The sequence below is a fragment of the Trinickia sp. genome (assembly GCF_051953955.1).
In the GTDB taxonomy this organism is placed as follows: Bacteria; Pseudomonadota; Gammaproteobacteria; order Burkholderiales; family Burkholderiaceae; genus Trinickia.
This window is the reverse complement of sequence record NZ_JBQCIF010000104.1, coordinates 1-19,508: the sequence shown is the minus strand read 5'-3', so window position 1 is coordinate 19,508 and position 19,508 is coordinate 1. Positions and strand designations below refer to the sequence as shown.

19 protein-coding genes and 1 tRNA gene are annotated in these 19,508 nt (G+C 64.0%); 11 read left to right on the top strand and 9 right to left on the bottom strand.

Features of this window, described 5'->3' with window-relative positions:
- Window positions 1-18: 18 nt before the first annotated feature.
- The gene (locus ACTHNZ_RS19775) at window positions 19-678 is read left to right on the top strand and encodes an amino acid ABC transporter permease (RefSeq protein ID WP_440544267.1); all 660 of its coding nucleotides are present in this window, start codon (window positions 19-21) and stop codon (window positions 676-678) included.
- A 38-nt stretch (window positions 679-716) separates the two neighbouring features.
- Here the strand turns inward: ACTHNZ_RS19775 and ACTHNZ_RS19770 are convergent, their stop codons facing one another.
- Together ACTHNZ_RS19770 and ACTHNZ_RS19765 are read right to left on the bottom strand one after the other, a co-directional pair.
- On the bottom strand, window positions 717-1,694 hold the full coding sequence (locus ACTHNZ_RS19770) for a Gfo/Idh/MocA family protein (RefSeq protein ID WP_440544266.1): 978 nt from the start codon (window positions 1,692-1,694) through the stop codon (window positions 717-719).
- 188 nt (window positions 1,695-1,882) lie between these two features.
- Window positions 1,883-2,599, bottom strand: a complete 717-nt coding sequence (locus ACTHNZ_RS19765) for a FadR/GntR family transcriptional regulator (protein WP_440544265.1) — start codon at window positions 2,597-2,599, stop codon at window positions 1,883-1,885.
- 1,120 nt (window positions 2,600-3,719) lie between these two features.
- On the opposite strand from ACTHNZ_RS19765, the gene ACTHNZ_RS19760 reads away from it, so the two are divergent.
- On the top strand, window positions 3,720-4,454 hold the full coding sequence (locus ACTHNZ_RS19760; protein WP_440544264.1) for a Crp/Fnr family transcriptional regulator: 735 nt from the start codon (window positions 3,720-3,722) through the stop codon (window positions 4,452-4,454).
- 107 nt (window positions 4,455-4,561) lie between these two features.
- Here the strand turns inward: ACTHNZ_RS19760 and ACTHNZ_RS19755 are convergent, their stop codons facing one another.
- From ACTHNZ_RS19755 to ACTHNZ_RS19745, 3 genes are all read right to left on the bottom strand, one after another.
- On the bottom strand, window positions 4,562-4,798 hold the full coding sequence (locus ACTHNZ_RS19755; protein WP_440544263.1) for a hypothetical protein: 237 nt from the start codon (window positions 4,796-4,798) through the stop codon (window positions 4,562-4,564).
- Between the two features lie 92 nt (window positions 4,799-4,890).
- Window positions 4,891-5,589, bottom strand: a complete 699-nt coding sequence (gene rpiA / locus ACTHNZ_RS19750) for a ribose-5-phosphate isomerase RpiA (protein ID WP_440544262.1) — start codon at window positions 5,587-5,589, stop codon at window positions 4,891-4,893.
- A gap of 108 nt (window positions 5,590-5,697) precedes the next feature.
- A complete protein-coding gene (locus tag ACTHNZ_RS19745; protein ID WP_440544300.1) occupies window positions 5,698-6,567 on the bottom strand; it encodes an IclR family transcriptional regulator in 870 nt (289 codons plus the stop codon).
- A 327-nt stretch (window positions 6,568-6,894) separates the two neighbouring features.
- Between ACTHNZ_RS19745 and ACTHNZ_RS19740 the strand changes: the two genes are divergently transcribed.
- Genes ACTHNZ_RS19740 through ACTHNZ_RS19710 form a run of 7 tightly spaced genes read left to right on the top strand, consistent with a single transcriptional unit; the run spans window position 6,895 to window position 13,806 of the window.
- Complete coding sequence (locus ACTHNZ_RS19740) at window positions 6,895-7,983, top strand: ABC transporter ATP-binding protein (RefSeq protein ID WP_440544261.1); 1,089 nt, start codon at window positions 6,895-6,897, stop codon at window positions 7,981-7,983.
- The gene (locus ACTHNZ_RS19735; RefSeq protein WP_440544260.1) at window positions 7,976-8,902 is read left to right on the top strand and encodes an ABC transporter permease; all 927 of its coding nucleotides are present in this window, start codon (window positions 7,976-7,978) and stop codon (window positions 8,900-8,902) included. The genes ACTHNZ_RS19740 and ACTHNZ_RS19735 overlap by 8 nt, the downstream gene beginning before the upstream one ends.
- Before the next feature lie 16 nt (window positions 8,903-8,918).
- A complete protein-coding gene (locus tag ACTHNZ_RS19730) occupies window positions 8,919-9,713 on the top strand; it encodes an ABC transporter permease (protein WP_440544259.1) in 795 nt (264 codons plus the stop codon).
- Between the two features lie 44 nt (window positions 9,714-9,757).
- Window positions 9,758-10,090, top strand: coding sequence for a (2Fe-2S)-binding protein (locus ACTHNZ_RS19725; protein WP_440544257.1), 333 nt, complete (start codon window positions 9,758-9,760; stop codon window positions 10,088-10,090).
- Window positions 10,087-11,610: an FAD-dependent oxidoreductase gene (locus ACTHNZ_RS19720; protein WP_440544256.1), complete on the top strand. Its 1,524-nt coding sequence runs from the start codon at window positions 10,087-10,089 to the stop codon at window positions 11,608-11,610. Before ACTHNZ_RS19725 ends, ACTHNZ_RS19720 begins: the two co-directional genes overlap by 4 nt.
- Complete coding sequence (locus tag ACTHNZ_RS19715; protein WP_440544255.1) at window positions 11,603-12,721, top strand: NAD(P)/FAD-dependent oxidoreductase; 1,119 nt, start codon at window positions 11,603-11,605, stop codon at window positions 12,719-12,721. The genes ACTHNZ_RS19720 and ACTHNZ_RS19715 overlap by 8 nt, the downstream gene beginning before the upstream one ends.
- Window positions 12,722-12,759: 38 nt before the next feature.
- Window positions 12,760-13,806, top strand: coding sequence for an ABC transporter substrate-binding protein (locus ACTHNZ_RS19710; protein ID WP_440544254.1), 1,047 nt, complete (start codon window positions 12,760-12,762; stop codon window positions 13,804-13,806).
- A 42-nt stretch (window positions 13,807-13,848) separates the two neighbouring features.
- Here the strand turns inward: ACTHNZ_RS19710 and rlmB are convergent, their stop codons facing one another.
- Window positions 13,849-14,592, bottom strand: a complete 744-nt coding sequence (rlmB, locus tag ACTHNZ_RS19705) for a 23S rRNA (guanosine(2251)-2'-O)-methyltransferase RlmB (RefSeq protein ID WP_440544253.1) — start codon at window positions 14,590-14,592, stop codon at window positions 13,849-13,851.
- A gap of 127 nt (window positions 14,593-14,719) precedes the next feature.
- Window positions 14,720-17,194, bottom strand: coding sequence for a ribonuclease R (gene rnr / locus ACTHNZ_RS19700; RefSeq protein ID WP_440544252.1), 2,475 nt, complete (start codon window positions 17,192-17,194; stop codon window positions 14,720-14,722).
- A 265-nt stretch (window positions 17,195-17,459) separates the two neighbouring features.
- Between rnr and ACTHNZ_RS19695 the strand changes: the two genes are divergently transcribed.
- Window positions 17,460-17,546 (top strand) — tRNA-Leu (locus ACTHNZ_RS19695).
- Between the two features lie 820 nt (window positions 17,547-18,366).
- Here the strand turns inward: ACTHNZ_RS19695 and ACTHNZ_RS19690 are convergent.
- Window positions 18,367-18,789, bottom strand: a complete 423-nt coding sequence (locus ACTHNZ_RS19690; protein ID WP_440544251.1) for a type II toxin-antitoxin system VapC family toxin — start codon at window positions 18,787-18,789, stop codon at window positions 18,367-18,369.
- The gene (locus ACTHNZ_RS19685; protein WP_440544250.1) at window positions 18,777-19,031 is read right to left on the bottom strand and encodes a type II toxin-antitoxin system Phd/YefM family antitoxin; all 255 of its coding nucleotides are present in this window, start codon (window positions 19,029-19,031) and stop codon (window positions 18,777-18,779) included. The genes ACTHNZ_RS19690 and ACTHNZ_RS19685 overlap by 13 nt, the downstream gene beginning before the upstream one ends.
- A gap of 295 nt (window positions 19,032-19,326) precedes the next feature.
- Between ACTHNZ_RS19685 and ACTHNZ_RS19680 the strand changes: the two genes are divergently transcribed.
- Window positions 19,327-19,508: hypothetical protein (locus tag ACTHNZ_RS19680; protein WP_440544249.1), on the top strand; the 182-nt coding region annotated here is incomplete at its 3' end.

Genomic DNA, 19,508 nt, shown 5'->3' with positions numbered 1-19,508 from the left:
CTTTTAACGAAAAACGCCATGTCCACCACCACCCTGCTCGTTCAATCGATGCCCGTGCTCGCGCAGGGCGCCGTCCTGACGGTCAAGTTCGCGGTTCTATCGATGATCTTCGGCCTGATTGCCGCCGTCGTCCTCGCGCTGATGGGCATCAGCCACAGCAAGCCGCTCAATTGGGTCGCGCGCGCGTACGTGAGCCTCATGCGCGGCACACCGTTGCTCGTGCAGATTTTCGTCGTTTACTACGGACTCCCGAGCATCGGCATTTCGCTCGATCCGACGCCGGCCGGTGTCATCGCGCTGTCGGCGAACGTTGCCGCGTATCTATCCGAAAGCATGCGCGGCGCGATCAACGGGATCGCCCGCGGCCAATGGCTCGCGGCTTTCAGCCTGGGGCTCTCGCGGCGGCAAACGCTGCGCTACGTGATCGGGCCGCAGGCGCTGCGCATCGCCGTGCCGAGCTTGTCGAACAGCCTCATCAGCCTCATCAAGGACACGTCGCTCGTCTCGGTCATCACCGTGACCGAGTTGCTGCGCAGCGCGCAGGAAATCATCGCGGCCACTTATCAGCCGTTGCCGCTTTATCTGGCGGCGGCGGCCGTCTACTGGGTGCTGTGCCAGGTGCTGGAATGGGTGCAGCACCGCTACGAAAGGCGGCTCGCACTGCCGACGCGGCATTGAATCCGTCATCCGGCTCGGCGGCGCCGTAACCGCCGAGCTTACTCGCCCGGGAAAACGAGCCCGAGCGCCGAGCGCGCGGCGTCGAGCATGGAAATCATCCGCAGCGATTTTTCATGCGTCATGATCGGGCTCTCCAACTCGCCCGCCCGGATCAGCTCGCAAAAATGCGCTGTCTCGTAGTTGAGCCCGCCGCCTTCGAACGGCACGTTCAACTCGACGACTCGCCCTCCGGCATAGCTGACCGTCGCCCGCACGGGATTCCACCACTTCTCGTGGATCCAGACGTACCCGTGCGGCCCGGCGAGCAGCGCGTCGCCCTTGCCGTCGAGATCGAGCCCGCAAAAAAGCTGGGCGATGCCGGCTTCGTGCCGGCTATGCACGCTCGCGAACGTATCGACGCCCGACGCCCCGATTCGCCCGAACGTCTGCACGTCGAGCGGCGCGCCGAGCCAGTCGACGGCGAGAAACATCTCGTAGACACCGATGTCGAGCAGCGCACCGCCGCCTGTGTCGAGCGAAAACGACGGATGCTCCGCAGGCACGTTGGCCACGGAGCAACCGGCCCGCACGAGGCCCACGGGGCCGATCGGGTCGCGCCGTAGATGCTCGCACAACGTTCGGTACAGCGGAAAGAACGGCGGCTTCATCGCCTCCATGAAGAGACGCCGCGAGACACGCGCCGTCTCGAGCACCGCGCGAAGCTCGCCCGCGTTCAACGTCGCAGGCTTTTCGCAGAGCACGTGCTTGCCGGCCGCCAGGGCCGCTCGCGCATAACCGGCATGGCTGTCGTTGAGCGTGGCGATATAGACGGCATCGATATCGCTCGCGAGCAGATCGTCGAAGCTGCCGCACCCCTCGCCGCCATGTCGCTGCACGAATGCCGCGACGCTTTCGGTGCGGCGCGACCACACGCGCGCGAGTCGCGCGTCGCGTACATGGGCAAGCCCTTGGGCAAAACGATGGGCGATGTGCCCAGCCCCCACGATGCCCCAATCGATCACGCCGACTTCGTTCACGTCTTCTCCCTAATGTCGAATCTCAGCTATCGATCTCTTTGTTCTAGATCAATGCGCTCGACATGATAAGACGCTTCGTATGCCAATACGTTTCGGCTATCGACAAATGAGAAGTTTCGACATTTCATTTCTTTAAATGAAATGATCGGCGCACACCGCTGCCGATATTGCATAAAATGCATTCCACGCTATCGGCGATTGGGCATTTCCACCGAAAATTCGCGGCTGATCTCATCTGCTGCAAAGTCGATGACGGCGAGTGCCGCCGCTTCCGCCTCTTTCGGATCTCGGCGCTCGATGGCTTCGACGAGCCGCTCATGTGTGCGCACCGAAATCTCCCAAGCCCCCGGCTTTTGACTGAGCATCGGATGCGTAGCCGACAACGCCCCGCGAATGATGGCTGCCATCTGCTGGAAGAATTGGTTGCCGCTCGCATGGACGATGCGGGTATGCAACAGTTCGTCGGCCGACTGATAGCCGGCGTCGCCCGGCGCGAGCGTCTTGAATACGTCGAACGCTTCGCGAATCGCGGCGACTTCCGATACGCTGGCGCGCGACGCCGCCTGCGCGGCCGCCCGAGGCTCGATCAGCATTCGAAACTCGATCACGTCGCGCATGAACTGCGGATCGGGCTTGGCACGAAAGCGCCAATTCACGACGTCCTCGTCGATCATGCGCCAATCGCGCATCGACCGGATCCGCGTGCCGACTTTCGGCCGCACATCCAGCATATCGCGCGCAAGCAGCATCGACAGGGCTTCGCGCATGACCGTGCGGCTCACGTCGAACTCTTTCGATAGCACGTCTTGCGGCGGCAGAATCGCTCCGTATTTCTCTTCGACGATCCCGCTGACGAGCCCGTCCATCACTTTGCTCACCAGCGAACGGTCTTTGCCCTGCTCCATGACTCCCCCCGATGCGCCCTGCGACGCTTCTTTGCCTGTTTCATTGCGCACCTCCCGCCCACCGCGGCCGGTAAGCGATACGGTGCTTGGATCCGTCTCGATGCGCCATCGGGAAACGCCTGAACAGGGTTATCCCTCTGATGAAAAGCGCAGCCGGCACGCCTCGATTCGCACACGTACCTAGAGCACGGGGCCTGAGCTCCTAGCCCATTCCAACACCTGAATCGTCTCCTAGCGCGCCGGGCTGCCATGACGCGTCTCACATCCGCACGATATTCGACCACGAGCGAAACGTTTCGTTGTCCGAAGCAACATCGGACGAATCGCCATGGCTGCACGGTACGTCGCGCGCAACCGTAATACCGTTCGCCATCGCACTCACTTTAAAACTTCATTCGCCAGAGGGGAAATCCAGTAACGACAAAGCATTTCGGCCATGTCTCAACAATGAGTCATTTGCGACGCGCCGCATTTTTCGGAAAAACACCGCGCCGCGCCGCCATGCTGCCCGCGCCGCTCGGGCTTTCGATCTAGCTGGGCATGCCGCGTTCGCGACGGTGCGGCGAATGCCCGCACGTCCACCAGCCGCGAGCCAGGTCCGATGAAAGGAAGCGGCGCAACACGCGGCGTGCGCGGTGCAACACAACTGAATCAATTCACGCGGCGGCGGCGCACTAGCGGCACGCCACCGCCGAGCGCTCATGCCGCGGCGCATCACGCGCCCGTGCCGTCAAATCGCAAGCCGATCAAGCACTTGAGCCAGCTAGTTGAACAGGTATGGTAAGAAACGCCGCGCGTGGCCGATTGTGCAGATTTGAAACAAAAAGCGGGGGTAGCGCACATTGAGCGCGATGCAACATCGCTCGCGATGCTCAGCGCCTGCGACCGACAGGGCTTGGCACGATCCTCGCAGAACTGGGCGCGCAAACCGAGCGCTGCCGTACAGACGGCGCAACGGCCAGGGAGACAGGCCAAACGACGCCGGGACGTGCGAGCATCGGACCCAAGAAGTATTTCTTGATCGATGTGCGCGACGCCCGCGGCCCAGTAACGAAACGAACAAGCCGCAAGAGCACGTGCACCCGAGCGCACGACGCGGCAAAGGATGCGAGGACCGATCATGTTGACGCTGCAATCAGACCTTCACGGCAATCATCTACTCGGCGCGCTGCCGTCCCACGAATGGCAAGCGCTGACGCCTCACCTCGAATTGGTCCATCTGCGCACCGAGCAATTGCTTTGCGACTGCGGCCACAAAATCCATCACGTCTATTTCCCGACGACGGCGATCATTTCGGTTCTCTCGATGATGGAAGACGGCGGCTCCGTGGAATTGGCCGCCGTCGGACGCGAGGGAATGACGGGCGTGCAAGTGCTCACGGGCGGCGAGACGATGCCGAGCCGCGTGCAGGTGCAATGCTCCGGCTTCGCCTACCGGATGAGCGCGCAGCAGCTCAAGCAGGAAATCGCGCGGTCCGACCTGCTGCGCCGGCTGATGCTGCTCTACATGCAAGCACTGCTGACTCAGGTTGCGCAAACGGCCGCTTGCAATCGCCACCATTCGTTGAGCAAGCAACTATGCCGCTGGCTGTTGATCGAGATCGATCGAGCCGCGACGAACGAATTGGCCGTGACCCAACAGTTGATCGCCGACATGCTCGGTGTTCGGCGCGAAGGGATCACCGAGGCCGCGGGCAAACTGCACAGCCAAGGCTTGATTCATCACAGCCGCGGACACATCAAGGTGCTCGACCGCCAAGGGCTCGAAGCGCGCGCATGCGAGTGCTACGGCCTAGTGAAGCGCGAGTTCGACCGCCTACTGCCGACACTGCGCCAAACGAATACGGTGATCTGACCGTGCGAGGCACGCCGTCGGGGCGAGCCGATTTCGGTGTCGGCCCCGGGCCGTGCCCTGCCCTGTGGGACGCAGAGCGCAACTCGGCCGCCCAGCGCAACGGACGTTCAGCGCGCGTCGGACTCGATCCGGATGCGCGCCTGCACCTCGAACAAAGCGGCAAGCATGCCCAGGTGGGCGCGCTCATCGGCCGCTTCTTGCTCGGTCATCCCACCGCAGGCTTGCCCGCCCACGACGATGCCGAGCCCCAGTGCGTAGTTGCTTGCGAACGTGGTAGGTTCCGCCTGCCCGTCCCTCAGCCGCGAATAGGCCGTGTCCAAGGCCTGTCTTAGTTCGCATTGCATGATGGGTCGGATCCTCAAAACGTGGGATGCGCCGCCGGCCACCCCGGCGGCATGATCGCTATCTTGTAATACGGCAAAAACCGCACCCGGCTTTAACGCTTCGTGCGGTAATCGACCGTTTCCACGCCCGCATCGGAGCCGAGCAAGCAAAAATCGGCGCCGCGTGCCGCGAAAAGACCCACGGTGACGACGCCGGGCCAGGCGTTGATCTCGGCTTCGAGCGCGCGAGGATCGTGAATCGCCAGTTGCTTGACGTCGAGAATTTCATTGCCGTTGTCGGTGACGTAGGGTGCACCCTCCTTCGTGACGCGCAGCACCGGCACACCGCCGAGCGCGGTGAGGCGGCGGCCGATCGCGGTGCGCGCCATCGGCACGACCTCGACCGGCAGCGGAAAACCGCCGAGGACGGGCACTCGCTTGGATGCATCGGCGATGCACACGAAGACGTCCGACACCGAAGCGACGATCTTCTCGCGTGTGAGCGCGCCCCCGCCGCCTTTGATCATCGCGCCGCTCGCATCGATCTCATCGGCGCCGTCGACGTAGACGGGCAGCGTTTCGATCTCGTTGAGATCGAACACCTTGATGCCGTGCTGCTGCAGCCGCGCCGTCGTCGCAACCGAGCTCGAGACGGCGCCGCGATAGCGCTGCTTGTGAGCGGCGAGCGCATCGATGAAACAGTTCGCGGTCGAGCCGGTTCCTACGCCGATCACGGCGCCCTCGGGCACGCTGGCGTTCACATAATCGGCGGCGGCTTGGCCGACCAATCGCTTCAGTTCGTCTTGGGTCATGGCGCGGAAGAAAAAAGTGCGGGCGAAAGGCGTAAGTTTATCGGAGTTGCGATCGCGCATCGCCATTCGGGACCGCTCGGGGACCACCGCGGCGTCGTTCGGGGCCGCTCACGCCTCGGGCGTCGCGACGAGCCCATGGGCGGGACGCCGCTTGAGCGCGACGTCGAACGGGTTGGTCAGCGGGCCGATCGACTCTGCCTGGCGCTTCAACAGCTCGACCACCATCGGCAGGCGGTCGTCACCGAGCCGCGACGCAAGCGTGCCGACGCTCAATGCGGCGACAGCGACGCCGGTGCGATCGAGAACCGGCACCGCGACACCTGCCATGCCCTCGAGGACGCCGCTATTGCGCGCGGCATAGCCCAGTTGCCGCACGCGCTCGATTTCCGTGCGCAAATAGACCTCGTCGAGCACGCCATGGCCGCGGATGCGCGGCACGTTGAAGCGGATGATCTCTTCGCGCTCGGCCTCGGGCAAAAACGCGAGGATCGCGAGCGAACCCTGTCCGACGCCCAGCGCGATCCGGCCGCCGACGTCGTTCGTGAACGAGCGGATCGGAAACGGGCCTTCGCACAGATCGAGACAGACGGCATCGAAACCGCTCTTCGCGAGCAAGAAGATCGTTTCGCCGAGGCTCGCGCACAGTCTCAGCAATGCAGGGCGGCACAGCGAACGCATGCCGCCCGGATTGCCGGCTTGCGCCGCGAGCGCAAAAAAATCGACGCCGAGCCGGTAGAGCTTCGAGCGTTCGTCTTGCTCGACCATGCCCTCGGCGATCAGCGCGCGCAAGATGCGGTGCGTCGTGCCCTGCGTGAGCCCCACGGTTTTCGCCAACTGGGTCACGCGCGCGCCGCTTGCCTGCAGCGACGCGAGCGCACGCACGAGTGCGAATGCGCGTGGCAGCATCCCGACGCCGGGCGCCTCCGCACGTTCCTCACCGGCTTTGGCGTCGTCTTTTTGCGCGGCCTCTCGCCCCATGAGCGCTCCCCCTGCTTGCATTCTCGGTTTCTCGGTGAATGAAATACTTTTCGGTACCTCGCTCGTCCGCGCAGTATCGCAGCTTTCAGCGTAGTTTGCCGCTCGTTGCTGAATGACAAGGGGAAACCCTCAGTTCATGCCACGAAACATCGGCAAGGCTTATCCGCACAATTATTTCGTTCAACGGAATATTTTCGATTTCTCTATCGATCAACGGAATTCTAAATTGACTCGCCTTATATGGCTGGACAGAATCGGCTCATCTGATGCCACGACGCATGCACCTGGCGCGTAAGCATCGCCGTCGCTTCTCAAGGGAGCCGAACCATGTCGTTCCTCACGCTCAACGACGTCTCGAAGTCGTTCGGCAATCTCACTGCGGTTGCCGATCTGAATCTGTCGGTGGAAAAAGGCGAGTTCGTCTCGCTGCTGGGCCCTTCCGGCTGCGGCAAAACCACCACGCTGCAGATGATCGCCGGCTTCGTGCAGACAACGAGCGGCCGCATCGTGCTCGATGGCCGCGACATCACCGATATGAAGCCGAACCAGCGCGGGCTCGGCATCGTCTTCCAGAGCTACGCGCTGTTTCCGCACATGACGGTCGCGCAGAACGTGCGCTTCGGCCTCGAAATGCGTCGCGTGAGCAAAGCCGAAAGCGATGCGCGCGTGCGGGAGGCGCTCTCGCTCGTGCATCTGGATACGCTCGCAGATCGCTTCCCGCGCGAGCTCTCGGGCGGCCAGCGTCAGCGCGTGGCGCTCGCGCGAGCCATCGTGATCGCCCCGCCGGTGCTGCTCCTCGACGAGCCGATGTCGAACCTCGACGCCAAACTGCGCGAAGAGATGCAGTTCGAACTGCGCGCCATCCAGCGGCGCATCGGGACGACGACGATCATGGTGACGCACGATCAATCGGAAGCGCTGTCGATCAGCGACCGCGTCGTCGTCATGGAGGCAGGACGCATTACGCAAGTCGATACGCCCTATCGCGCCTACGAACGCCCCGAGAATCGCTTCGTCTCCGAGTTCATCGGCAAGGCGAATCTGTTTTCGGGCACCGTCGTCGGACATGAAGGGGCGCACGTGCACGTCGAGATCGGCGCCGACCGCATCGAAGTCGGCCATGCGCCGCATCTACGGCAAGGCGAGGCGCCCAGCGTCGGCGATGCCGTGACGGTCTGCATCCGTCCCGAGAAGGTGCGCCTCGACGCATCGGGCGCCGGCCGCTTGCCGGCCACGGTCACGAGCCGCTTTTTCCTCGGCAGCCAATGGCTCTACCGCGTCGAGTGCCGGCTCGGCGAAGTGCTCGTGTGCTGCCAGAACGAAGGCGACGAACCGATCGCGGAGGGCGAAGCGGTCGGCATCGATTGGAAGCGCGAAGCGGTGCGCTTCGTCGCACGGGATGCACGCCATGGCTAACGCAACGCTCGAAGCGGGCGCACCCCGCACGACCGCACCCGAGCCCGTGAACGGCGCCGCCCGAGCGAGTTGGCGTGCCTACGCGCCGATGTGGCTGCTCAGCGCGCCCGCGTTCGTGCTGTTCGCCACGCTCGTGCTCGTGCCGCTCGCGATGACGTTCGCGTTGACGTTTTACCGGTTCGATCCGTCGAGCGGCCCCATCGCCGCTTTTCAGTTCGGCAACTACGTCAATGTGTTGAGTTCCTCGTACTACCAGACGATTTTCCTGCGCACGTTCGGCATCGCCGCGCTCACCACCGTGCTCTGCGCCGCCATCGGCGCACCGGAAGCCTATGTGCTCTCGAAGATGCGTGATCCGTGGCGCTCGGCATTCCTGCTCGTGATCCTCGCGCCGCTGCTCGTTTCCGTGGTCGTCCGCGCGTTCGGATGGAGCATGCTGCTCGGCCCTGCCGGCGTCGTCAATCAGGCACTGGGCATCTTCGGCATCGGCCCCGTGAAGCTCGAATACACGACCTTTGCGATCGTCATCGCACTCGTGCACGTCATGCTGCCGTTCATGGTGATTCCGGTTTGGACCGCCTTGCAAAAGCTCGATCCGCAGACGGAGCAGGCCGCGCTTTCTCTGATGGCGTCCCCCGCCACGACACTGCGCCGAATCGTGCTGCCGCAAGTCATGCCCGGTGTGCTCTCGGGCAGCTTGATGGTGTTCGGGCTGTCGGCCAGCGCGTTCGCGATTCCGGGCCTGCTCGGCGGGCGACGCTTGAAGGTGGCCGCCACGGCCGTCTACGACGAGTTTCTCGGCTCGCTGAACTGGCCGCTCGGCGCGACGATCGCGCTGCTGCTGCTCGCCGCGAACCTCGTCATCATGCTCACCTACTACCGCATGCTCGAGCGCCGCTACGGCCGCAGCATGGGTTGACGCGAAGGAGATCGACATGCGACGCAACGGCCCCTTCGCGCTCGTCTTTCACGCGCTCGTCATCGCGTTCGTGCTTGCGCCGCTCGTGATCGTCGTGCTCGTGGCGTTCACGCCCGACGAAACGCTGACGCTGCCGACACATGGCCTATCGCTGCGATGGTTCCGCGCCATCCTGAACTATCCCGATTTCATTTCGGCATTCTTTACGAGCATCAAGCTCGCCTTGATCTCGGCCACGCTTTCGCTGGCCATTGCATTGCCGGCAGGCCTCGCCATCGCACGAGCACGCTTTCCGGGGCGCGACTTCCTCAACGCGCTGCTGCTTTCGCCGCTCGTCATTCCCGGCCTCGTCTTGGGCATCGCGCTGCTGCGCTTTTTCGCCCTCATCGGCGCAACCGGGTCGTTCGCCTGGCTCGTCCTTGCCCACACGGTGATCGTCACACCGTTCGTGCTACGGCTCGTGCTCTCGGCCGCAACGGGGCTCGATCGCAGCGTCGAGCATGCCGCTCAGTCGCTCGGGGCCGACGCGTGGACGACGTTCCGGCGCATCACGCTGCCGATGATCATTCCGGGCATCACGGGCGGATGGCTGCTCGCGTTCATCAACAGCTTCGACGAACTCACGATGTCGATCTTCGTCACGTCGCCGCAAACGGTCACGCTGCCGGTTCGCATGTACATGTACGCGACGGAATCGATCGACCCCATGATGGCCTCGGTCTCCGCGCTCGTCATCTTCATCACGGCCGGCGCGATGCTGATGCTCGACCGCGCCTACGGCTTGAACCGCATTCTCATCGGCCAGCATTGAAGCGCCGCCCTCATCGCTCTCATCGGTACTTAGGATAACGAAACATGCCCCATGACCAAGCACAGCTCGTGCGCGTGGCGGAAACCGATCGGGCGCCGGTCTTCTTCGCACTCGACGGCGCTCCGGCACGCGCACTCGAAGGCGATACGGTGCTGACGGCCATTCTCACGCAGCGCCCGATGCTGCGATCGTCCGAATTCAGCGGCGAGCCGCGTGCGGGGTTCTGCTTGATCGGCGCCTGTCAGGATTGCTGGGTCCGCACCGAAGCGGGCGAGCGGCTGCGCGCCTGTTCGACGGCGATTGCAGCCGGCATGCGGCTCGTCACGCAGGCAGCCCGTGCCGAGCAGCATCGAACAGCGACGGGGCAAGCGCAATGACGAACCCAGCGAACGTCGTGATCGTCGGCGCCGGCCCTGCGGGCATGCGTGCGGCCGAGACGCTGGTCGAGGCGGGTCTGCGCCCCGTCGTGCTCGACGAAAATGCACGCTGGGGCGGCCAGATCTATCGGCAGCCGCCCGAAGGCGCCGGCTTTCGCCGCGGGCCGCGCGCGCTGTACGGCTTCGAGACACGCAAGGCTCAGGCGCTGCACGCAACGATGACGCGACTGCTGCCGCAGCTCGACTACCGCCCCCATACGCTGGCTTGGGCCTGCGAAACGCATGCGGGCGTGGGCGATCCGAAGGAGATCAACGGCGCAGGCGAGACGCGACGGTTCGCGGGCCACCTCGCGACGCTGTGCGGCTCGCGCGAGCAAAACGTACCTTTCACGCATTTGATCATCGCAAGCGGCGCCACGGACCGCGTGCTGCCGATGCCGGGTTGGACGCTGCCGGGCGTCTACACGCTCGGCGCCGCGCAAACGGCGCTCAAATCGCAAGGCTGCGCGATTGGACGGCGCATCGTGTTCGCCGGTACCGGCCCGCTGCTTTATCTCGTTGCCTATCAGTACGCGAAAGCGGGTGCGAACGTGCTCGCCGTGCTAGATACGAGCGATAGCGGCACGCAGGCCGCCGCTCTGCCCAAGCTCGCTTCGCTTCCGTCCGTGCTAGCGAAGGGCCTTTACTACGTCGGCTGGCTGCATGCGCATGGCGTCCGTATCGAACGCGGCGTTGTGCTCGAACGGGTACTCGGCCAAAACCGCGTGACGGGCATCGCCTGGCGGCGGGCGACAACGCGCCGCGCAGCCGCATCGCCGGATGTGGCGCCCGAGACGCTCGAATGCGATGCGGTCGGCTCGAGCTTCGGGCTGCGGCCCGAGACGCAGCTCGCCGACGTCGCCGGATGCCGCTTTCGCTACGACACGCTCAATCGGTGCTGGCTACCCGAGCGCGATGAGGTTGGACGCACATCCATCGGCGGCATCTACGTCGCCGGCGACGGCGCAGGCATTGCCGGCGCCGATGCCGCAGAACTCGCCGGACACCTCGCCGCGTTGGCCGTCCTCGACGATTCGCGGTCCGAACCGTCTTCTCGGCGCCATACGTCACGCATCGACGCGGCGGTCTCGGAGCGCCGTGCGCTGGCGCGCATCGGCAAGTTCCGGATCGGAATCGAAGCGGCTTTCCCCGCGCCTTTCGAACGCGCAGGCACTTGGCCCGATGCCATGACCGTTTGCCGCTGCGAGGAAATCGATGCGAGCACGATCCGTCGATGCATTCGGTCGGGGGCTGCGCGCGAAATCAATCGGCTCAAAGCGCTCACGCGTGTCGGCATGGGCCGCTGCCAGGGACGCATGTGCGGCGAGGCGGCGCTGGCCCTGCTCGCCGATGAGACACGGTTGCCCCCCGAGGCGCTCGGCCGGCTGCGCGCACAAGCTCCGATCAAGCCCATCCCGCTTGCAGCGGCGCTCTGCGACGAGCGCGTGGCAGCGGTTCCCGAGGATGCCCGCGATGAATGAATCGATGCGACGGGTCGACGTAGCCATCGTCGGCGGCGGCCTCGTCGGTTCGTCCGCCGCGCTCGCCCTGGCGAGGCGGGGCATGCGCGTCGCGCTGATCGAGCGGCGCTACTGTGGCGCGCAAGCGAGCGGCGTGAACTATGGCGGCGTGCGCTGCCAAGGGCGCCCCGCCGAGCAGTTGCCGCTCGCGATGCGCGCTCGTCGGATTTGGGATCGGCTCGTCGATACGATCGGCATCGACGGCGAATTCGTCGTGTCGGGGCATTTGCGCTTGGCGCGCAGCGAAACCGATTTGGAAGGCCTCGAGGCCTATGCGCGGATAGCCGCGCAGCATGGCTTGCAGCTGCAGTTGATGTCGGGCGAGGCGTTCCGACGACGCTACCCTTGGCTCGGCACCGCAGCCGTCGGCGGCTCGCTTTGCGTGAGCGACGGCCACGCCAACCCGCGTCTCGTCTCCCCCGCCTTCGCACGCGCCGCGCGAGGAGCGGGCGCGCTCGTGCTCGAGCTAGCGGAGCTCACCCGAGTCGACTACGACGGCAAGCGCTTCTCGCTGCAAGCCGGCGCCGCTGCGTTCGAAGCGGACTGGCTCATCAACTCGGCCGGTGCCTGGGGCCTCGCGCTTGCCGAGCGTTTCGGCGATGCCGTCCCGATGAAGCCGATCTACCCGAACATGTGGGTGACGGAGCCCCTGCCGCATTTCCTCGATCACAACCTCGGCGTGTTCGGCGGCGGCCTCTACGCCCGCCAGGTGGAGCGCGGCAACTGCGTGATCGGCGGCGGGCGCGGCCACGGCGACGGCGAGTTCGCGCAGCCGTCGTCCGATACGACGCGCGCCGTCATGCGCGACGCCTGCGCATTGCTGCCCGCATTGCGCGATGCCCTGCTGATTCGCAGTTGGAGCGGTGTCGAAGGCTGCACGCCCGACCACAATCCGATCATCGGCGCGAGCCGCAAGGTACCGCGCCTGCTCCACGCATTCGGTTTTTCCGGCGGCGGGTTTCTGCTCGCGCCCGGCGTCGGCGAAGTGCTCGCCGACCTCGTGATCGACGGCGCGACCGAGACGCCGCTCGACGCGTTCGATGTCAATCGCTTCTCGGCCGTGCCCGCATGACGCTTTGCTCTTCCATCGTTAGGAACTAGGAGACCTGCATGAAAGCTTTACGCACCCTCTCGGCGGCCGTAACGGCCTTCGCCGTGCTCGCCGCGACGCCGGCCTGGTCGCAATCGAAAACGATCTACATCGGCATGAACGGCGGCCCGATGGAAAAGGCCTACACGAGCCAAGTGCTGCCCGCATTCGAAAAAGCGAACAACGTGCAGGTCACGGTCGTGCCCGGCACTTCGTCGGACATCCTAGCGAAGCTGCTCGCCAATCGGGCGCATCCGCAAGTGCACGTCGCGTTCCTCGACGACGGCGTCATGGCGCGTGCCGTCAGCCTCGGCGTCTGCGAAAAGCTCGATGACTCCCCCGTCTTGAAGGAGCTCTATCCGTTCGCGCGCATGAAAGGCGACGTCGGCGCGGGCGTACAACTCGGCATGACGGGCATCGCCTACAACAAGAAACTGTTTGCCGAGAAAGGCTGGGCACCGCCCACCTCATGGCTCGACTTCGCCGATCCGAAATACAAAGGCAAGGTCGTGTTCCAATCGGCGTCGAGCAGCACGTTCGGCCTGCATGGCCTGCTGGCGTTGAACCGCATCTGGGGCGGCAGCGAACAGAACGTCGAGCCGGCATTCACGAAATGGGCGAGTACGGTCGGTCCCAATGTCGTCGAGTACATCCCGAACTCGGCGAAGATCTCCGAGATGGTGCAAACGGGTGAAGCGGGCCTGTTCCCGCTGACGCCGACGGGCGTGGCCGACCTGCAGGACAAGGGCTTGCCGGTTGCCTACGTGAGCCCGAAGGAAGGACCCGTGCTGCTGCTCGTCGACGTATGCGTCGTCAAGAACAATCCCGACGATCAGCTCGCACAAAAACTCGCGCAATTCTTGCTGTCGGCACCGGCACAAGAAAAGGCGGCCGAAGCCGGCAAGCAGATCCCCACGAATCGTCTCGCGAAGATGCCCCCCTCGATGCAGCAAAGCCTCGGCAATCTCGACGAGCTCGTGCACAAGGTGACGGTTGTCGATTGGGATGCGATCAACGCGCGCCGCGCACAGTGGGACACGCGCTGGAATCAGCAGATCGAGAAATAAGCGCCGCCGAGCGCGCGGCCGGCGCGGCGTCCACGATGGGCGCTACCGCTTGACCGCGCGTTGCCGCACCGCTTCGAACAGGCACACGCCGCTCGCCACTGAAACGTTCAAGCTCTCGACCGTTCCCGCCATCGGAATGTGCATGACTTCGTCGCAGGTGTCGCGCGTCAAGCGCCGCATCCCTTCGCCCTCCGCGCCCATTACAAGGGCGACCGGGCCGTCGAGCTTCGTGTCGTAAAGGCTCGCCTTGGCATCACCCGCCGTACCGATCACCCACACGCCAGCGTCCTTCAGTTCGCGCAGCGCGCGCGCCAGATTCGTCACGGTGATGTAAGGCACCGTATCGGCCGCGCCGCTCGCTACCTTGGCGGCCGTCGCGTTGAGGCCGACGGCCTTATCGCGCGGGGCGATCACGGCGTGCGCGCCCGCCCCGTCCGCTACCCGCAGGCAGGCGCCGAGATTGTGCGGATCGGTCACGCCATCGAGCACGAGCAGCAGCGCCGGGCCATTGATCCCGTCGAGCAGTTCCGCGAGGTTTTGCGCCAGCGGCAAGTCGGTTGCGCGCGCAACGACCCCCTGGTGGCGCTCCGTATGCGCGAGGCCCCAGAGACGCGTCTCGTCGGCCGCGATCAGGCGCACGCCGGCTTCCTTCGCCGTTTGCAAAAAGTCCTGCATGCGGCGATCGCGCCGCGTGGCGTCGTAAAACACTTCTTCGACCGTCGACGCGTCGTGCCGTAAGCGCGCGGTCACCGCATGAAAGCCGTACAAAACCTTGAGACGTGACATAGCTGAATGAAATCGGTATTGCGTCGAGCCTAAAAAGGCGAAAGCACAGCGGCGCGTCGTGCGCTCGCTGTGCCGATGAATCGTTGCGGCCCGCACCCAACGTGGGCCGCCCGCCGTACGGCGAAGATCAGACCTTCTTGCGCGCGCGGGCCTTGGGTGCCCCCTTGGGCGGCCCGCTGCGCTTCTTGGCCGCTTGCGTGCGCGCGGCGCGCGCTTCCACGACGGCGGCGGATTGGCCGGGCGGGGCCTTCTTGCGCCGGTTGCCGTCGACCGACGCGAGCGCACGCACGCGCGGCCCACGGCCCGCACTCGGCACCTCCGGCTCACCTACGGGCCGAATCGAAGCATTCCCGCGCACGGGCGTGGTGGGCTTGGCCGGCGTATCGCGCACGAGCCGGAAATCGATCTTGCGCGCGTCGAGATCGACGCGGCTGACTTGAACGCGCACGCGATCCGACAAACGATAGCGGATGCCCGTGCGCTCGCCGCGCAGCTCGTTCTTGATCTCGTCGTACTGGAAGTAGTCGGAGCCGAGCTCGGTTACGTGCACGAGCCCTTCGATGAACAGCGAGTCCAACTGCACGAAAATGCCGAACGACGTCACGCCGCTCACCATCCCGCCGTACTCCTCGCCGAGCTTGTCGCGCATGAAGTAGCACTTGAGCCACGTTTCGACATCGCGCGAGGCCTCATCGGCACGCCGCTCATTCGCCGAGCAATGCAAGCCGAGCTCTTCCCAGATCGCCGTATTCTCGCGCGGGCGCGCACGGGTTTGCTCGTCGGCCTGCTGCATCGCGCGAGCGCGCGGCGAAAGCGCCGTGTTCAGGATCACGCCGTTGCCCGCTTCGGGCCGGTACTTCGTACCCGACAGGATCGCGTAGATCGCGCGGTGCGTCAGCAGATCGGGGTAGCGTCGAATGGGGCTCGTGAAGTGCGCGTAGGCCTCATAGGCGAGGCCGAAGTGCCCGATGTTGTCGGGGCTGTATACGGCTTGCTGCATCGAGCGCAGCAGCATCGTCTGCAGCATCTGCGCGTCGGGCCGATCGCGGATGTGCGCCATCAGCGCAGCGTAGTCGCTCGCATGCGGCGTCTCGCCGCCGCCGAGCGTCAAGCCCATGCCGCGCAGGAACGTCCGCAGGTTCTCGAGCTTTTCGGCCGTCGGACCCGCGTGGATCCGGTACAGCCCCGGATGCTTGTTGCGTTTCATGAAGTCTGCCGCGCAGACGTTCGCCGCGAGCATGCATTCTTCGATGAGCTTGTGCGCATCGTTGCGCTGACGCGGCAGAATCTGCTCGATCTTGCCTTGCGCGTTGCAAACGATATACGTCTCGGTCGTGTCGAAATCGATGGCGCCGCGCTTTTGGCGCGCGGCGAACAGCGCCTTGAACACGCCGTAGAGATCTTGCAGCTGCGGCACGAGCGCCGCGCGGCGCGCCGCCTCGGGGCCCTTCGTATTCGTGAGCACGGCCGCGACTTCGGTGTAGGTGAGCCGCGCGGCCGAATGCATGACGCCCGGATAGAACTGGTACGCCTTGATCTCGCCGCGTGCCGTGATCAGCATGTCGCAGACGAGCACGCAACGATCGACCTCGGGATTGAGCGAGCACAGGCCGTTCGAGAGCTTCTCGGGCAGCATCGGAATCACGCGGCGCGGGAAGTAGACCGACGTGCTGCGCTCGATCGCATCGGTATCGAGCGCCGTATTGGGGCGCACGTAGTGCGAGACGTCGGCAATGGCCACGATCAGCCGGAAGCCGTCGCCGCGGCCGACTTTCACGGGTTCGCAATAGACGGCATCGTCGAAGTCGCGGGCATCCTCGCCGTCGATCGTGACGAGCGGGACATCGCGCAAATCGACGCGATGCCGAATATCGACGGGGCGCACTTCGTCGGGCAGCGCGGCCGCTTCCGCGAGCGCCGCATCGCCGAACTCGTGCGGCACGCCGTACTTGCGCACGGCGATTTCGATTTCCATGCCCGGATCGTCGATATCGCCGAGCACCTCGACGACGCGGCCGAGCGGCTGCGAGTGCCGGCTCGGGAAATCGGTCAGCTCGACGACGACGATTTGGCCGACCTTGGCCTTCTTCGCGTTTTGCGTGACGAGGATGTCGTGGCTGATCCGCTTGTCTTCGGGCGCGACGATCAGGGCGCCGTTTTCGTTGAGCAGGCGTCCGATCACGCGCTTGTTCGCGCGCTCGGTCACTTCGACGATATGGCCTTCCGGGCGGCCGCGACGATCGTAGCCGACGATGCGCGCGAGAACGCGATCGCCGTGCATGACTTTTTGCATTTCCGCGTTCGGCAGGAACAGGTCGTCTTGACCGTCGTCGCGGATGATGAAGCCGTAGCCGTCGCGATGGCCTTGGACGCGGCCGGCGACGAAATTGGACGGATGCGTGAGCTGATAGTAGCCGCGCTTGTCGAGGCGGATTTGGCCGTCGCGCTCCATGGCGCCTAGGCGCTTGAAGAATCCTTCGCGCTCCTGGCGCTTGATCGACAGGGTCTCGGCAATGTCGTTGGCGGCGAGCGGCGCTTCGCTCGTGCGCAGCACGCCGAGAATTTCCTCGCGGCTGGGAATCGGGTACGGGTATTTGCTCAAGGGACGCTTGTCGATGATTGTTCTGGCTCGGTACGTTGGAGACGGCAATGCGCGCCATTCTAACACCCGCTTGCGGCGGGGCGGACGGGGGTTCTAGCCCTGTTTGCGCGGGTTCGCCCCGCGGCTCGTTGGGAGGTGCACGCGAACGGGGAAACGGGGCTCGAATGCGCCGCGGCAGGTATCCATCGAAAGAAAATGGCGCGAAATGCTTGACAGCAATCTTCAGGCCGATAAAATGGCGGTCTTCGCTGTAAGACGCACACCTGCCCAGGTGGCGGAATTGGTAGACGCACTAGGTTCAGGTCCTAGCGGTGGCAACATCGTGGAGGTTCGAGTCCTCTCCTGGGCACCAGGTTTTTAAAAAGGTCAGCTTCCGCTGGCCTTTTTTCATTATTCCGCCCAGGAAGCAAAGTGCCTGCGCACTTTGCGGGAGGACTCGAAAGGCTGCGCTTGCAAGCGCAGCCGGGGTCGCGCTCGTGTGACCGAGTCCTCTCCTGGGCACCAGGTTTTTAAAAAGGTCAGCTTCCGCTGGCCTTTTTTTATTTATGCGCCCTGGAAGTAAGGATCGACGACCGACTCGGTGGCCGGCACACTCCTCGCCGTCACGTCATTTCCAGAGAAAGCAATCCATCAACCCGATAGGATTCCGTAGGAACCAGCCGGATGCTCGCCGGGTCCGCGGCAAAACTGCGGCACTCCCCTTCGAAATCGAGTAAGAGCTTAGCCTGCATGCGAATGCCGAGACGAAATCTATGAGGACATTGATGAGGTATACGAGGTGGAAGTGTGGCGAGATGGCCAAAAATTGATTCCGACCACTTGGTACGAGTAATAAATGAGTTAGTTCACGCAGCCCGATCAAGCGTTACCGAGGCGCTCGTGTTCTTCGGTTGGGACCTGCCGCATCTGGCACCCGAAGGCGGATTCATCGTATCCGCCCGAGAATCCCCATAGTCGCGAGTGCTCTCGATTTCGCCGAAACTTCGGTACCGTCGGCGGTATTCGCGCTCGGCCGGTGGGACTGCCGCCGAGCTCTTGCGTCATTTTGCTCTGGGGCACCTAAAACGTGCTCGCATTCGGCGATACGCCAACGTCGAATGGGTAGGTTTGTGAATACATGAGAACTCGAGTGAAAACATACTCGCGACACCTGTATTCAGCAACGCCCGCGTTCAATGAGCCGTCTTCGAGGCGTCGATGATTTCGATTACGTCTAGCGAGCGGAAATCATCTGGGTTGCTAGTGAGAAGCGGCAGATGATGTTCATGAGCCTGAGCAGCGATCCAGAGATCGTTATACCGCGGACGCGGGCTACGGCCCGCCGCCTTCATCATGGTCGCGAGCAGCCCGAATGAACGAGCGGTCTCTCGCGTCACTGCGAGCACCGACATCCGTTCGATGGCACGCAGAAATGCAGTGCGCTGTGCTCGCTCGCGGGCGTCGCTTGGAAGTTGCGCGCCGAATTCCAATTCGCCAAGCGAGATCGCGGAGACATGGACCAATTGGGACCCAGCGACGTTGTAGATTGCTTCAGCGTCGAGAGCGCCTTTACTGAGATCGATCCAGACACATGTATCGACGATTACTTCTGCCACGGATCACGCACCTCGTCGTCGAAGTCGGCATTTCGGATATCAGCCATGTACCGATCGGCAACCTCGGGCGGCATCTTTGGGATGCGCTCGAAGGCGTCGCGAAGTGTGACAGCCCGCTCGGGCGGACTGATCGTGCCAAGCACGGTGTTATTGCGGGTGATGGTGATCGATTCCCCGCGCGCCAAGGCGTCGAGCACCTGGTTCGTGCGGCGGGCGAGATCGGTGGCGGTTACGGTAGTCATGAGCCCCCCGGTGAGAATTATACGTATTTTACGTAATTTGCGTAATTTGTCCAGTCCTCTGACTTGCTTGCGAGCGTGCCGTGGTTGTTAGGTTGTCCCCACAAGCCAATTGTGTCGCCGCAGGTCGTCTACTTTGGTGGGTGCACCGGCTCAGCTGGATCAAGGAGTACGGCTCCGAGCGCTCCACTTCCACAACTGCTCGCTAGGCCGTTTTGAGCCCAGCCTCACCTCGAGCGCAGCGGTCAGCGACCTCGGTTCTTCTACAGGAGCGGCCCGCACTGCCATCGAGCTACGCATGCTCCACCTAGGCGTCCTGCGCAGCCATCAAGCCGTCAACGGAGACGGTGGGGCGGAGCTGACCTGTTGCACCATCCCCGTTGCCGCCCCCGTCACCGACCTAGAGTTGGGGTTCTATTCCAATCGTAAGCATCGCATGTTTACGATTTCATTACATTATCATGGCACCTACTTTTTGCT

What these genes read in the sequence shown, in the direction of transcription:
- ACTHNZ_RS19685 (WP_440544250.1), bottom strand. Translation starts at nt 19,031, where the DNA reads ATGACTACCGTAACCGCCACCGATCTCGCCCGCCGCACGAACCAGGTG.
- ACTHNZ_RS19765 (WP_440544265.1), bottom strand. Translation starts at nt 2,599, where the DNA reads ATGGAGCAGGGCAAAGACCGTTCGCTGGTGAGCAAAGTGATGGACGGG.
- ACTHNZ_RS19710 (WP_440544254.1), top strand. Translation starts at nt 12,760, where the DNA reads ATGAAAGCTTTACGCACCCTCTCGGCGGCCGTAACGGCCTTCGCCGTG.
- ACTHNZ_RS19775 (WP_440544267.1), top strand. Translation starts at nt 19, where the DNA reads ATGTCCACCACCACCCTGCTCGTTCAATCGATGCCCGTGCTCGCGCAG.
- ACTHNZ_RS19755 (WP_440544263.1), bottom strand. Translation starts at nt 4,798, where the DNA reads ATGCAATGCGAACTAAGACAGGCCTTGGACACGGCCTATTCGCGGCTG.
- ACTHNZ_RS19735 (WP_440544260.1), top strand. Translation starts at nt 7,976, where the DNA reads ATGGCTAACGCAACGCTCGAAGCGGGCGCACCCCGCACGACCGCACCC.
- ACTHNZ_RS19715 (WP_440544255.1), top strand. Translation starts at nt 11,603, where the DNA reads ATGAATGAATCGATGCGACGGGTCGACGTAGCCATCGTCGGCGGCGGC.
- ACTHNZ_RS19725 (WP_440544257.1), top strand. Translation starts at nt 9,758, where the DNA reads ATGCCCCATGACCAAGCACAGCTCGTGCGCGTGGCGGAAACCGATCGG.
- ACTHNZ_RS19760 (WP_440544264.1), top strand. Translation starts at nt 3,720, where the DNA reads ATGTTGACGCTGCAATCAGACCTTCACGGCAATCATCTACTCGGCGCG.
- rlmB (WP_440544253.1), bottom strand. Translation starts at nt 14,592, where the DNA reads ATGTCACGTCTCAAGGTTTTGTACGGCTTTCATGCGGTGACCGCGCGC.
- ACTHNZ_RS19745 (WP_440544300.1), bottom strand. Translation starts at nt 6,567, where the DNA reads ATGGGGCGAGAGGCCGCGCAAAAAGACGACGCCAAAGCCGGTGAGGAA.
- ACTHNZ_RS19730 (WP_440544259.1), top strand. Translation starts at nt 8,919, where the DNA reads ATGCGACGCAACGGCCCCTTCGCGCTCGTCTTTCACGCGCTCGTCATC.
- rpiA (WP_440544262.1), bottom strand. Translation starts at nt 5,589, where the DNA reads ATGACCCAAGACGAACTGAAGCGATTGGTCGGCCAAGCCGCCGCCGAT.
- ACTHNZ_RS19720 (WP_440544256.1), top strand. Translation starts at nt 10,087, where the DNA reads ATGACGAACCCAGCGAACGTCGTGATCGTCGGCGCCGGCCCTGCGGGC.
- ACTHNZ_RS19740 (WP_440544261.1), top strand. Translation starts at nt 6,895, where the DNA reads ATGTCGTTCCTCACGCTCAACGACGTCTCGAAGTCGTTCGGCAATCTC.